The organism is Stenotrophomonas maltophilia group sp. Smal32, from assembly GCF_030237085.1.
Lineage (GTDB): Bacteria > Pseudomonadota > Gammaproteobacteria > Xanthomonadales > Xanthomonadaceae > Stenotrophomonas > Stenotrophomonas maltophilia_Q.
The window spans coordinates 1-13257 of sequence record NZ_JASJSI010000050.1; the positions used below are offsets into that span (position 1 = coordinate 1).

General features: G+C 67.7%; 10 protein-coding genes. 3 read left to right on the plus strand and 7 right to left on the minus strand.

Annotation, left to right across the window (positions count from 1 at the left end; translation table 11 throughout):
• Positions 1-533: 533 nt before the first annotated feature.
• On the plus strand, positions 534-1721 hold the full coding sequence (locus QRO91_RS13220) for a benzoate/H(+) symporter BenE family transporter (protein ID WP_197633484.1): 1188 nt from the start codon (positions 534-536) through the stop codon (positions 1719-1721).
• 6 nt (positions 1722-1727) lie between these two features.
• Here QRO91_RS13220 and QRO91_RS13225 read toward each other — a convergent pair whose 3' ends face one another.
• The 5 genes from QRO91_RS13225 to egtB all read right to left on the minus strand — a co-directional run bounded on the left by QRO91_RS13225 (position 1728) and on the right by egtB (position 7051).
• Positions 1728-2501 (minus strand): DUF2628 domain-containing protein, encoded by a 774-nt coding sequence (locus tag QRO91_RS13225; RefSeq protein ID WP_049429223.1) that lies wholly within the window; start codon positions 2499-2501, stop codon positions 1728-1730.
• Positions 2502-2551: 50 nt separating this feature from the next.
• A complete protein-coding gene (locus QRO91_RS13230) occupies positions 2552-3418 on the minus strand; it encodes a D-hexose-6-phosphate mutarotase (RefSeq protein WP_049429222.1) in 867 nt (288 codons plus the stop codon).
• 40 nt (positions 3419-3458) lie between these two features.
• Entirely contained in the window at positions 3459-4727 is a 1269-nt protein-coding gene (locus tag QRO91_RS13235; protein ID WP_049429221.1) for a lytic murein transglycosylase, read from the minus strand.
• A gap of 81 nt (positions 4728-4808) precedes the next feature.
• On the minus strand, positions 4809-5783 hold the full coding sequence (egtD, locus tag QRO91_RS13240; protein ID WP_197619870.1) for an L-histidine N(alpha)-methyltransferase: 975 nt from the start codon (positions 5781-5783) through the stop codon (positions 4809-4811).
• Positions 5780-7051 (minus strand): ergothioneine biosynthesis protein EgtB, encoded by a 1272-nt coding sequence (gene egtB / locus QRO91_RS13245; protein ID WP_197619883.1) that lies wholly within the window; start codon positions 7049-7051, stop codon positions 5780-5782. The genes egtD and egtB overlap by 4 nt, the downstream gene beginning before the upstream one ends.
• Positions 7052-7201: 150 nt before the next feature.
• Here egtB and QRO91_RS13250 point away from each other — a divergent pair, with 150 nt between their 5' ends.
• On the plus strand, positions 7202-8482 hold the full coding sequence (locus QRO91_RS13250) for a diguanylate cyclase (RefSeq protein WP_049429219.1): 1281 nt from the start codon (positions 7202-7204) through the stop codon (positions 8480-8482).
• A 3-nt stretch (positions 8483-8485) separates the two neighbouring features.
• Here the strand turns inward: QRO91_RS13250 and QRO91_RS13255 are convergent, their stop codons facing one another.
• Positions 8486-8878 carry a YchJ family protein gene (locus tag QRO91_RS13255; protein ID WP_049429218.1) on the minus strand — a complete coding sequence of 131 codons (393 nt, stop codon included), beginning with the start codon at positions 8876-8878 and terminating at the stop codon, positions 8486-8488.
• A gap of 102 nt (positions 8879-8980) precedes the next feature.
• Between QRO91_RS13255 and QRO91_RS13260 the strand changes: the two genes are divergently transcribed.
• The gene (locus tag QRO91_RS13260; RefSeq protein ID WP_285310425.1) at positions 8981-9760 is read left to right on the plus strand and encodes a sulfite exporter TauE/SafE family protein; all 780 of its coding nucleotides are present in this window, start codon (positions 8981-8983) and stop codon (positions 9758-9760) included.
• A gap of 105 nt (positions 9761-9865) precedes the next feature.
• Here the strand turns inward: QRO91_RS13260 and QRO91_RS13265 are convergent, their stop codons facing one another.
• Positions 9866-13246: an ATP-binding protein gene (locus QRO91_RS13265; protein ID WP_049429217.1), complete on the minus strand. Its 3381-nt coding sequence runs from the start codon at positions 13244-13246 to the stop codon at positions 9866-9868.
• Between the last annotated feature and the right edge of the window lie 11 nt (positions 13247-13257).

Here is a 13257-nt window from a genome sequence, read left to right on the forward strand (position 1 = left end):
TGGACAATCATCCTTCCTGCAGGCGCCTTCACAAGATACCTGCGCATACTTTCAAAGATCAGGGGAAGTGGCCTCAGCGCCGTTCCCGTGTGCTGCGAAGTTTCCTTCGTAGCGAGCCGCCCATTATAGCCGGCTTTTCCGCTTCGTCAACACCTTTTTTCAAGGCCGTCTCACCGGAGTGGACGTTGTTGCCGATGCTGCTTCGTCGTTGGGCCCCGAGGGCCTTTCGTCGTTGCGAGCCGCCTATTATGCCGGACTTTTCGAGTCCGTCAACACCTTCGTTCGATCATCTCGTTCGTCGGTGGTGGCGTCGCTGTTCGCGTGCCGTTTCCGAAGAAGCGATGCGCTGCAGCAAGGGAGCGAATTCTAGAGATCCTGCAGATTTCGTCAAGCGCTTTTTTGCATGGTGATGACAGAAGCACCGCGACATCAGGCATGACGTACGCTCGAAGATCACTGCGGCGTTGCCCGCGCGTTGCGCGGTCAACGCCGCAACAGCTATCAATGCATGGATGCACACAGGAGAGACGGCAATGAACATGCAGGTGCGGCAAGCATGGTGGCGCGACCTTTCAGTGCCGGCCCTCGTTGCCGGCTTCATTACCGTGCTGGTCGGCTTCGCCAGTTCCGCCGTGATCGTGTTCCAGGCCGCGCAGGCCGTCGGTGCCGACCAGGCACAGATCGCCTCCTGGATGTGGGCACTGGGGCTGGGCATGGGCGTCACCTGCATCGGGTTGTCACTGCGCTATCGCGTGCCGGTGGTGACCGCATGGTCGACGCCGGGCGCGGCGATGCTGGTGGTCGGTGCCGGCGGTGCCTCGCTCCCTGAAGCGACCGGCGCTTTCCTGCTTGCTGCGGTGCTGGGCATGCTGGCCGGGTTCTCCGGCATCTTCGCCCGGTTGATGCAGCGGGTGCCGATGGCATTGGCCGCCGGCATGCTGGCCGGCGTGCTGTTGCGGTTCGGTCTGGACGTGTTCGTGGCCATGAACACCCAGCTGGTGCTGGCGCTGGCGATGTTTGCCACCTGGCTGGCCGGACGCCGCCTGTTCCCACGCTATGCGGTCATCGCCACCCTGCTGGTCGGTATCGCGGTCGCGGCCAGCCGCGGCCTGCTGCACGCACAGCAGGTGCAGCTGCAGCTGGCGGTACCGCAATGGGTGACCCCCTCCTTGTCCTGGACGGCGGTGGCCGGCATCGCCCTGCCCTTGTTCGTGGTCACCATGGCCTCGCAGAACATTCCGGGCGTGGCGGTGATGCGGGCGTCCGGCTACGACGCGCCGGTATCGCCGCTGATCGGCTGGATCGGTGTGGTCAATACGTTGCTGGCGCCCTTCGGTGCCTACGCGCTGAACCTGGCCGCGATCACGGCCGCGATCTGCATGGGCCGCGATGCGCATGAAGATCCGACACGGCGCTATACCGCCGCCATGGCCGCCGGGGCCTTCTATATCGTCATCGGGCTGTTCGGTGCAACGGTTGCCGCACTGTTTGCCGCCTTCCCGAAGGAGCTGGTGGCCTGCGTGGCCGGTATCGCGCTGTTCGGCACCATCGCCAACAGCCTGGCCAGTGCGCTGGCGGTAGAGCGGGACCGCGAGGCGGCACTGGTCACCTTCCTGGTCACCGCCTCCGGTGTCACGCTGGCCGGCATCGGCTCGGCGTTCTGGGGCCTGGTGGCCGGTGCGCTGTGCCTGCTGGTATTGCGGCCCCGCGGGGGTCGCTGATCCAGCCTATCCCGCCAGCACAGCACCAACCGTACCCACCGCCAGCATGATGACGATGGCCACCAGTGTGGCAACTACGCTGGTGCCACCACGCGCGGCCAGTTCGTTGCGCATGCGTGCTTCATCGCCCCCCGCCACGGCACGGGCGCGGGCGATCTGTCGCTGGCAATGGGCCAGGTACCAGCTGTTGCCGAACATGCCGGTGGTGATGCTGAGCGCAAAGGTGATGACCAGTGACAGGCCATCCGGCACATCCAGCAAGGTCTCCACCACGCTGATCAGCAGCAGCAGGCCAACCCAGAGCGCCGCGAGGCGGTACATCCTGCGGTACATCATCCACACCAGGCCGATCAGGAATGCCGGCCAGTGCCAGGTTCCGGCACCCGTGGCGATGCCTTGATCCAGGCGCCAGCGCTGTCGGTAGACCGGGAAGTTGCCGCCGACCACGCTGGCGTACAAGGCCATCTCGCCCTCCAGCCCGGCGGCCGCAGCCATCTCCGGTGCAGCGGCAGGCGCACGATACGGATCGGACGGGTCGCCGACACTTGGCGCAATGCCCTCAACCCCCGGTATCGCGTCGATATCCGGGGGCGGAGCCACCGCGATGGGTGTTGAGACCTGCTCCAGCTCCGCCAACGGCCGCCACGAGAGCATGCCTTCGCACCACACCAGCGTGCGTGCCGTAACCGTTCCTTCCTGCTGCAGCTGGCGAAGACCGGCCAGATCCACCGGTCCTTCGCTCTGCCTGCCGTTGGCGTACCACCATTGTGCTTCCTGCATGTTTTCCATCCTTGTTACCCACATCGACAAACTGAAACTGCTGCCAGCGCTTACAGCGTGGAACTGGCCAGGGTCTGCACCAGCTGATGGCGCGCGCCCGGCACAAGGGTCATCTGCCCAGGCCCGGCGTTGGCCACTTCCAGGCACACATAGTCGCGCCAGCCATCGCCGACATCCGCCATGTTTGCCGCCGCCTCGGCGCCCGGATTCCAGGCCACCAGGGTCTGGCTGCCTTCGCTGCGGATCTCGATCCGCCGTTGCAGCACCGGATCGCGCAGCACGTAATGGCCGCCGGCACCGTTGTAGATGCGATCACTGCGGCCCGGGTCACGCGGGTCGCGCAATGACCACGGCCCCTGCTGCAGGCGCAGCTGCGCGTAGTCCTCGTACTTGTCCAGGTACTGCAGGCCATCAAGGCCATCGACCTGGGCACGGAGCGCATCGCCCACGCGGAAGTAGCTGTGCAGGGCCTGGGTGAACGTCACCGGCGACGTTCCCGTGTTCTCGGTGATCAGCTGCTGGCGCAGCTGGCGGCCGATGCGCAGCTGCATCTGCAGGCGCAGGCCGGGATGGTCAGCCGTGGAGGGTGCCAGCCCCAGTTCCACGTCGCCGGCCTCATTCTGCCCGGCGTGCTGCAACTCCCAGCGCGCGGTTCGCACCAGGCCATGTGCGGGAGCATCAGCATCCTGCCCCTGGCGGCCGAACCACGGCCAGCACACCGGCACGCCACCGCGGATCGGCGTCGGCAGCTCCGCGCGTTGCGGCGACAGCCACAGCAGGTCCGGTTGCCCTTCGGGGATGAACGACAACAGCTGTCCACCGAACACGCTGATGACCGCCGTCGCGTTGGAGGTGCGCACGTGCCAGGCCTCCAGGCCGTGATACAGGCCGGTGCTGATGTCCGGATTCAACTGCATGCGATGACGCTCCTTGAAGACCGCGGCGATGATGTCGCGGTCAACGTGCCGCCGGCAAGGCCTTCTGCCCAGCGGGTGCGATGGCGGCGGCCTCTTCCTGCAGCGCGCGCAGGATGCGTTGTCCGGCGCGCCCATCCGCATTGGCCCATCCAAGGCGTTGCTGCTCGGCCTGGATCGCGCGACGCGTGGCGGTGCCGATCATGCCGTCGGCAGCGCCGATATCGTGGCCGCGGGACAGCAGCAGGGTCTGCAGCTGGCGGCGCTCATCACGGCCGATGCCGGGATCGTCGGTCGGCCAGGCCGTGGCCAGCCCGGTACCGCCGCGCAGCTGGTCGGCCAGCGTGGCGATCGCGAGCGCGTAGCTTTCGGCGGCGTTGTAGCTGTAAATCGCGTCGTAGTTGCGGAACACCAGCAGCGCTGGGCCCTTGCTGCCGGCCGGCAGCAGCAGGGCGGCACGCGCGTCGGCCGGGAGGTTGGCCGGGGCCAACGCACTGCCATCCAGCGCGGTCACGCCTTGCACGCGCCAGTCGGCCAAGGCCCGACGTTGGGTACGCCCCGCCTGGCTGGCATTGAAACCCGCGGGGATCCGCACTTCCATGCCCCACGGCTCGCCACTGCGCCAGCCGGCGCGCTTGAGGTAGTTGGCGGTGGACGCCAGTGCATCGGGAATGCTGCCGACCAGATCGCGGCGGCCATCGCCATCACCATCGACGGCGATGCGTGCATAGGTGCTGGGCATGAACTGCGTGTGCCCGAAGGCACCGGCCCAGGAGCCGGTGAGCCCCTGTGCCTGGAGGTCGCCGCGGTCGATCAGCTTGAGCAGGGCCAGCAGCTCACCGCGGAAGAAGGGCTGGCGGCGGCCGGCGCAGGACAGCGTAGCCAATGACTGCAGCAGCGGGCGCTTGCCGAACACCCGGCCATAGTCGCTCTCCACGCCCCAGACCGCGACGATGGTGGCCGGATCGACGCCGTACTGGGCCGACACGCGATCGAGCAGGTCGCGGTGCTGCAGCAGCAGGGCGCGCCCATCGTCCACGCGCTGGCGATCGACCAGCGCGGCCAGGTAGTCCCAGATCGGCGTAGTGAATTCGGGCTGTGCATCGAGCAGGCCGAGCACGCTGGGGTCGGGTGTGAGGCCGGCGGTGATTTCATTGAAGCGGTCGGGACGGATTCCTTGTGTCGCAGCAGTGGCCTGCAGGCCCGACAGGCAGCGGCTGAACGCCGGATCGATGCCGGCGGCAGGGGCGGCAGGCGCTGTCGGCGCCGAGGCAAGCGCGGCCGCCAGGCCGAGCGTGGTCAGAATGGGCATGGCGTCCTCCGTGTTGCCGTTGCAGGGCCATCTTAGGCGCAGCGTCGCCATCGAACCTGAAGCGGCGCCGGCTGCCGGTGGCTATATGCCGCGCAACAGGCGCAGGCCATAGGCCGGGCTTTCAGCATCCCAGCGCCGCACGAGCTGCAGGCCCGCTGGCAGCAGAAGCGCTTCGAAGCTGTCGTCGGTGTACTTGTGGCTGTATTCGACGCGGATCGGTTCGTTGGCCTCGATATGGAAAGTGCGGCCATCCAGATGGACGTCCTGTGCCCGCTGGCTGACCAGATCGGTCTCAATGCGCAGCCGCGCGATGCTGTAGCGGGCGCGGTGGCGGAAGCCGTCCAGGTCGAAGTCGCTGCCGATCTCGCGGTTGAGGCGGGCCAGCAGGTTGAGGGTGAACGCGGCGGTGACACCCTGTGCATCGTTGTAGGCCGCCTCGATCAGGGCCGGGTCCTTGTGCAGGTCGATGCCGACCAGGGCCAGGCCATCACGGCCCATGGTCTGGCGCATCGCGCGCAGCAACGCGATGGCATCCTCTTCGACGAAATTGCCCAACGTGGAACCGGGGAAGAACAGCAACCTCCGCGCGGGTTCGCGTTCGGGCATGGGAACGGCAACGGGACGGGTGAAGTCTGCACAGACCGGCAGCATCTCGACCTCGGGCAGCGCCGGGGCCAGATGGTCGATGCTGGACAGCAGGGCGGCACGCGAGATCTCGATGGGGGTATACGCCACCGGTTCACGCAGCGCGGCCAGCAGCAGTGCGGTCTTGCGGCCACTGCCACTGCCCAGCTCCACCACGTGCAGGTGCGGGCCGACGCTGCGGGCGATGTCCGGCAGTACCTGCGAAAGCAGGGCCAGCTCGGTGCGCGTGGGGTAATACTCGCGGGTCCGGGTGATCTGTTCGAACAGGCGCGAGCCACGTGCATCGTAGAAGTACTTGGACGGCAGCTGGCGCGGTGTGCGCGACAACCCGGCCACCACGTCAGAAAGGATCTGCTGGCGACCGGGCGTGAGATCGGTCAGCGCCTGCAGCGCGTCGTGCACCGTGCTCATGACAGATCCCGGGCCAGGCGCAGGCCGGAGAACTGCCAACGCGCCGGTGGCATGAAAAAGTTGCGGTAGCTGGCGCGCACATGGCCACGGGGCGTGGCACAGCTGCCGCCGCGCAGCACCCATTGGCCACACATGAATTTGCCGTTGTACTCGCCGAGGTTGCCGGCAAAGGGGCGGAAGCCCGGGTAGGCGCCGTAGGCGCTGTGGGTCCATTCCCAGACATCACCGAACAGCTGCCGCAGGCCGCTGCCCTGCCCCACCTGGGGATGCAGATGATCGTCATCAGCGAAGTGACCCCGCACCGGCTGAGACGCGGCCGCAGCCTCCCACTCGAACTCGCTGGGCAGGCGCGCTCCGGCCCAGCGGGCACAGGCGTCGGCCTCGAAGTAGCTGAGATGGCAGACCGGCGCGTGCGGATCCAGTTCGCGCCAGCCGCCCAAGGTGTATTCGCGCTGCAGGGTGTCATCCCAGTACAGCGGATGCTGCCAGTCTTCGGTTTCGCGCAGTGCCCAGCCTTCGCTGAGCCACCAGCGCGGTTCGCGGTAGCCGCCGGCGTCGATGAAGGCGCGGTACTCGGCGTTGCTGAGCGGGCGTTCGGCCAGGGCGTGGGCGGGCAGCAGCACGCGGTGCGGCGGCGATTCGTTGTCGTAGGCGAACACGGCGTGGTGCGGCCAAGAGGCGGCGCCGACGGTGACGATGCGTTCGGGCGATTCGATCCAGCCCTGGGCACTGGCAGCGCCGGGGGTGGTAGGCAGGTCCTCGCGGTAGGCCGGCTGCAGCGGATTGGACCAGAACGCGTGCTTGATGTCGGTGAGCAGCAGCTCCTGGTGCTGCTGTTCGTGCTGCAGGCCCAGCTGCAGGTGCTGCAGCGCCTGATCGTCGAGATCACCCGCGTCCAGCCGTGACTGTACCTGCGCATCGATCTGGCAGCGGTAGTCCTGCACCTGCTGCAGCGAGGGCCGTGACAGCAGCCCGCGCTGCGGCCGTGCATGCGCCGGGCCGATGCTCTTGTAGTAACTGTTGAACAGGTAATCCCAGCCAGGGTCATGCGCCGGTGCAGCCGGGAAGCCGGCCAGCACGAAACGTTCGAAGAACCAGGTGGTGTGGGCCAGGTGCCACTTGCTGGGGCTGGCATCGGCCATGCTCTGCAGCATGGCATCTTCGGCACTGAGGGGGGCCGCCAACTGCACGCTGCGGTCCCGCACACGTGCGTACTGGCGGGCGAGATCGCGCTGCGGGGCAGCGACGGCGGCGGCTACGCTGTCCATGCCGGCAGCATCGGCGCCGGCGGGTGAGTGCGACGTCATGGTTCGACGTCACTGCGTTCACAAGCGTGACCGCGCCGCATTCAAGAAGCCGGTGCGGGCGCCGCTAACGGCAATGCTGCGGCCGCGTCGTCACCGCGCTGGAATTCCTGCTTGCCCCTGCATCCGCTCCGCCAGCCTGCGCATTACCTGTTCGTGCTGCCCGCCGTGCTGGTTGCCGTGGTGCTGTGGGCAGCACTGGGCAACGAAGACGTGGCCAGTCCGGCCCAACGCATCCTGCCCTGGCTGCTGGCCTGCCTCGGCGCCGGCCTTGCCCTGCTCTACCACCAGGTGCGTACGCTCTGCCTGATGCTGGTGGTGGCCGTGATGTTCGCCCTGCTGCACCAGGACGTGGGTGGCTACCTGCGCAGCGGCCATGTCACGGCGCTGACACCGTTGCGCTTCCATGCCATTTCGGCCTGGTTGCCCTTGCTGTTCGCTGGCCTGGCGTTGTGGCCCGAGCGCGGCCGCCGCCGCCGCGACCTGCTGCTGCGGGGCGTTTCCAGTGGCACCGCGCTGATGATCTTCCTGCTGCTGGCCACGCAGCAACCGCGTGGCATGCACGATCTCCTGTCCAACCGCCACTGGAGCTGGATTCCGGCCGACTGGAACGCGCTGGCACAGCTGCCAGCCCTGCTGTTCCTGTTGGCAGCCGCCGCGCTGGGCTGGCAGGCCTGGCGGCATCCGCGCCCACTGCACACGGCGATGCTGCTGGCCCTGCTGTGCCTGTGGTGGATGCTGCCAAGGGTGTTCCTGCAGCCGGTGCTGCTACCGGCACTGGCCAGTGCGGCCCTGCTGCTGCTGCTGGGCGCGATGCTGCAGGAGTCGTTCCATATGGCCTTCCGCGATGAACTGACCGGCCTGCCGGGGCGCCGCGCATTCAATGAGACCCTGCAACGGGCGCGTGGCACCTACAGCATCGCGATGGTGGACGTGGACCACTTCAAATCGTTCAACGACACCCACGGCCACGACACCGGGGACGATGTGCTGCGCCTGGTGGCCTCGCGCCTGGGCCGGGTGGATGACGGTGGCCGGGCGTTCCGCTACGGCGGCGAGGAGTTCGCGGTGGTGTTCCTGGATCGTCCCGCAGCGGCCTGCGTGGATGCGGTCGAGGCACTGCGGCAGACCATCGAGGAAACCCGCATGCAGCTGCGCGACCGGAGCACCCGCAGCCGCGACGATGAGACGGGGCGCCAGCAGCGCGGGCGCGGCGGAAGCGGGCAGACGGTGCAGGTGACGGTGAGCATCGGGCTGGCGGACAGCCGCGTGGATGGGCGGCCGGCCGCAGTGATCAAGGCCGCCGACCTGGCGTTGTACGCAGCCAAGGACGGTGGCCGCAACCAGGTCCGCGCGCATGCCGGCCAGCGCGTGTTGGCGGTACGCGGCGGCTGAGGCTCACACAGCGTCGAGGTAGTACCAGCGGCCGTCGATGCGCAGGAAGCGGCTGTGCTCGGCCATCTTCACCGCGCTGCCGCCGCCCACGCGGTAGCGGGCGGTGAAGCGTACTTCGGCGCTGTCGGCACCGGTGACCGTGTGTTCGTGCACGGTCAGGCCCAGCCAGTGCGTACGCTGGCCCGGCGCATCGTCCAACGCCAGCTCGGCCGGGCGGGTATCCGGGTGCCAGCTCTGGCGCAGATAGTCCGCCAGCCCCCGCACATAGGCGCTGTAGCGCGATCGCATCAGGTGCTCGGCATCGGGTGCGGCCTCACCGGCATGGAAACGGCCACAGCAGGCGGCGTAATCGGCGGGAAGGCCGCAGGGACAGGGATCGGAGGGTTTTCGGCTCATGCGGGCATTGTCGCCGGGTTGTGCGGATTGATCCACGCGGGGCACGGGTCAGCCGGTGCGGGACAGGCGTATGCTGTCGCGCCCCCACATCGATTGATCGCCGTGCTGGAACTGGTTCCCCCTGAGTTGTGGTGGCTGGTGGTGATCGCCTTCATCGCCGGCCTGGTCGATGCCGCCGTCGGTGGCGGTGGGCTGGTGCAGCTACCCGGCCTGTTCACCGTGCTGCCGCAGCAGACGCCGGCGATGCTGTTCGGCACCAACAAGTTCAGTTCGATGTTCGGCACCGGCGCGGCCGCCTGGCGTTACGCGCGCAACGTACGCTTCCCGTGGAAGCCGGTGCTGTTCGCGGCAGGCACGGCCTTCATCTTCTCCTTCGCCGGCGCCACCGCGGTAAGTTTGCTGCCCAAGGACGCGGTGCGCCCACTGGTGCTGGTACTGCTGATCGCGATGCTGGCCTACACGCTGTGGAAGAAGGATTTCGGCGCGCTGCACCGGCCGCAGGAGATCGGCCGGCGCGAGCTGGCGATCGCGCTGGCCATCGGTGCGGCGATCGGCTTCTACGACGGCTTCTTCGGGCCGGGCACCGGCAGCTTCCTGATCTTCCTGTTCGTGCGCTTCTTCGGCCTGGATTTCCTGCGCGCCTCGGCGGCATCGAAGGTGGTGAACCTGGCGACGAATGTGGCGGCGATCTCGTTCTTCGTGCCGACCGGCAACATCCTGTGGTTGTTCGCGCTGCCGATGGCAGCGGTCAACATCATCGGTTCGGTGGTGGGCACGCGTCTGGCGCTGAAGGGCGGCACGCCGTTCATCCGCAAGCTGTTCGTGGGGCTGGTGGTGGTGCTGATCGCGCGGATGGCGTGGGATACGTTCCGCGGTTCTTGAGGGGCGTTATGACGTGGCAGGTGCCAACCTTGGTTGGCACGTTGTTTCAGGTCGCGAAGGGCAGCCGAGCATGGCTCGGCTCTACAGGTGGATTGCCCGAGGCGCTCAGGCCTCGGCTTCTTCCGGTTCGTTGGCCTGTTGGCGGCTGCGTTCGGGCAACCTCAGGCGCTTGCCCTCTTCGTCGTACTCGATCAGCAGCACGCCGGAGTCGTGGCGGCCGCTGATTTCGACGAAGCAGGCGCCGCCGATGAACGGTTCCAGCGTCATCACCGACTTCAGCGGGGTGGCGACCACCATCTGGAAGCCGAAGTTGTCGAAGATGTTCATCGCCAGCGCGGTGAACTCGTTGTCGGCCTTGTCGAAGGCCTCGTCGAGCACAACCGCGGCATAGCTGGGCAACTGGCTGTCGGCACCACCCAACTGGTAGCGCAGCGCGGCGGCCAGGCAGGTGGTGGCCAGCTTCTGGCGCTGGCCACCAGACTTGCCGGCGCCGCTTCGGTAGATCTCGACCTGCTGGCGCGTTTCCGCATCCAGCTCGACGCCGATGAACTCCACGTGCATGCGCACGTCCAGCACCAGCTCGCGCCAGCGCTTGTCCTCGCCTTCCTGCGAGCCGAGGCGGTTGACCAGCTGCCGCAGCACGGTGAACTGCGATTCGGCCAGCTCGCGCTGCTCGGTCTGCTGCTGCGACAGCACCTCGCGCAGCTGCAGGTGGAACTCACCCACCTCCGGCAGGCGGCGGTCGCTCAGTTCGATGGTCAGCAACGTGCCACGGTTGAACGGCACCTGTTCCAGGCTGGCGTTCACTTCGTCCAGGCGCTGGCCGATCGACTTGCGTGCCTCCGCGCTGTGGCGCTGCAGGGCCAGCAGGTTGTTCTTGCTCTGGTTCTGCAGCAGGTCGAAGAAGCGCTCTTCGTGCTGCGGCAGGCCATCGCGCTCCAGCCGTTCGAGGCGGGCGAGGAAGTCCTCGGCCGACGCCACCGACACGGTGAAGTCGCCCGATTCCTCCGGCCACTGCTGGATGAAGCGGCGGAAACAGCCGACCAGCTGGTTCTCGATGCGGTTGAGGTCCTGCTGCGAGGAGGACAGCTGCTCGTTCAGCGCGTTGCTGACCTGGCGCATGTGCGCTTCCAGCGTTTCCAGGCTGAGCGGGCCCTGCTCCTGCAGGCGCTCGGCCAGACCGGCTTCCTGCTCCTGGGCCAGGCTCGGCAGCACCAGCGCACGGCTCTGCTGGCGTGCGCGGTCGAGGCGATCGCGCTCCTTGACCAGCTGGCCACGCTCGACGCGGACGTCTTCATAGGTGCGGCGCGACTGTTCGATGTCCGCGCGCACCGCGTCGATCTGCTTGGCCAGCTTGGCCAGGTCGGCGTTGCCTTCGCGCAGGTCGCGCAGCGTCGCTTCGATATCGCTCAGGCGCTGCTGCGGGGCGGCGATATCGATCTCGTTCCAGCTGATGCTGACCAGCTCGTGACAGGCCAGGCGGCGTTCGTTGTCGCGGTCACGCTGGCCACGCAGGCGCGCGATGTCGGTCTCGCAGCCGGCGATGCGCTTGGCCAGTTCCTGCGCTTCACGCTCGAAGGCGCCGACCTTGTCGTGGTTGTTGAAGCCGAGGATCCAGCGACGGCGGTCGCCAACGGCGCTGCGGTCGTCCTTCTCGAAACGGTCGCCCGGATGCTTGACCTGGCCTTCGCGGGTGATGCCGCGGTCAACGTTGCGCAGCTGCCTGGCGTCCACGCACTCGTAGTCGAAGCGCTTGCCGAGTTCGCGGCGCAGCCAGCTTTCAAACACGTGCTCGCGCAGTTCCAGCTTGTGCAGCAGCGACTTCGCCGACGGCTCGCGGGCGAACGCATCGTCGTTGCGGCGCACGCGGTAATAGGTGAAGCGCATGCCCAGGTGGGTACGGTTCACCCACTCGGCGACGTCGTTGTAGTGCTTGTCATCGACCAGCAGCGACAATGCGAAGCCGCCCAGCACGCGCTCGATGGCCCCTTGCCAGCCCTGCTCTTCCGAGCGGACCTGGATCAGCTCGCCGACGAACGGCAGCGCCGCTTCGGCGATGCCGGTTTCCTCGGCCAGGCGCGCGCGCAGCTTCTGCATCGGCGCCGGGATGTTGGACGGCGTGCGCTGCATCGCTTCAAGTTCCGCGCGGACTTCACCGAAGCGGCGCTCGTCATCGCGCTTGCCGCCCAGGCGATCGCTGATCGCGTCGTCCAGTGCCGAAGAGGCACGCTGGCGGTCCTGCAGTTCGTTCTGCGCGCGCTCGACCAGCTCGGCGAAGCCGTGCGCGTCGTCCGGCAGTTCAGCCTGCAGCTGCTGCGCGGCCTGGCGTGCCTGCTCGCGCTTGGCCTGGCGGCGGTCGCGCTCGGCTTCGGCACGGCCCTGCTCGCGTTCCAGTTCCTCGATGCGCTCACCGCCCTGCTGGCGGCGCTGCAGTTCCAGCTCGGCCAGGCGCTCGGTGTGATTGTCGAGTGCGGCACGGCGCTGGGCTTCCTCGCCCAGCAGGCCACGGTCACGCACGTCCATCTCGCGCAGGCGCGCTTCGATCAGCGCCTGGCGGCGGCTTTCGCGGAAGCTGTCGACGCCGAGCTTCAGCGCTTCGTCGTCGCCACGCTGGCGGTGCATTTCCTTCAGGTCGTTGTAGTAGGCGCGTGCCGGCAGCAGGGTTTCCACCTGGCGGCGCGCGGTGACCACCGCCTGGTGCGCGCCATCAAGCTCGGCGAAGTCGCTGACCAGGCGCTCGGCGGCGTCGAAAGTCTTCGGCGTGTCGAGCATGAAGTCGCGCAGGAAGACGTTGAGGTCGCCCAGGTTCTTCGCCGACTGCGTCTTGTGCAGCAGGCGCAGCGCCATTTCGTTGTCGATGCCGAGCAGGTCGCGGAAGCGCTCGGCGTAGCCGGAGAAGGTGTCGAAGTGGTGCAGGTCGGACAGCTTCTGCTTGAGCTTGCGCAGGTCCAGGTCGAAGCCACCAAGATCCTTGGCGATGTCGAACGGGCGTTCGGCGATCATGTAGTGCTTGCGCACATCGCCGGCCGAGGTGCCGTTGCCGGAGATCCACAGCAGGCGCACCAGGCTGACCACACGGCCATCGCCGGCGCGGTATTCCAGCACCAGCGCGGTCCAGGTCGCGCCCTTGCGCAGGTACTGGGTGGCGATTTCGCCGGTGCCGCTGTCCTGCTGGTCGGCCCACGCGCCACGCACGTAGGACACCAGGTTGCGGTCGCGGCCACTGCGCTCGGCTTCACGCGCGGCGGCGTTGAAGTCGACGATGGCCGGCGGCGTCAGCAGCGCGGACATGGCATCGAGCAGGGTCGACTTGCCCGAGCCGGAACGGCCGACGAACAGGAAGCCGCGCTCGGCGATCGGCACTTCGGTCAGGCCGTTGAAGGTGCCCCAGTTGTGCACCTGCAGGCGGCGCATGCGGAACTGCTGCAGGCGCGGGTCCGGCAGGCCTTCGTTGAACAGGGCGGGAGTGTGCTTGGAGATAGCCATGCGATGGTCGG

What these genes read in the sequence shown, in the direction of transcription:
- QRO91_RS13220 (WP_197633484.1), top strand. Translation starts at nt 534, where the DNA reads ATGAACATGCAGGTGCGGCAAGCATGGTGGCGCGACCTTTCAGTGCCG.
- QRO91_RS13225 (WP_049429223.1), bottom strand. Translation starts at nt 2,501, where the DNA reads ATGCAGGAAGCACAATGGTGGTACGCCAACGGCAGGCAGAGCGAAGGA.
- QRO91_RS13230 (WP_049429222.1), bottom strand. Translation starts at nt 3,418, where the DNA reads ATGCAGTTGAATCCGGACATCAGCACCGGCCTGTATCACGGCCTGGAG.
- QRO91_RS13235 (WP_049429221.1), bottom strand. Translation starts at nt 4,727, where the DNA reads ATGCCCATTCTGACCACGCTCGGCCTGGCGGCCGCGCTTGCCTCGGCG.
- egtD (WP_197619870.1), bottom strand. Translation starts at nt 5,783, where the DNA reads ATGAGCACGGTGCACGACGCGCTGCAGGCGCTGACCGATCTCACGCCC.
- egtB (WP_197619883.1), bottom strand. Translation starts at nt 7,051, where the DNA reads ATGGACAGCGTAGCCGCCGCCGTCGCTGCCCCGCAGCGCGATCTCGCC.
- QRO91_RS13255 (WP_049429218.1), bottom strand. Translation starts at nt 8,878, where the DNA reads ATGAGCCGAAAACCCTCCGATCCCTGTCCCTGCGGCCTTCCCGCCGAT.
- QRO91_RS13265 (WP_049429217.1), bottom strand. Translation starts at nt 13,246, where the DNA reads ATGGCTATCTCCAAGCACACTCCCGCCCTGTTCAACGAAGGCCTGCCG.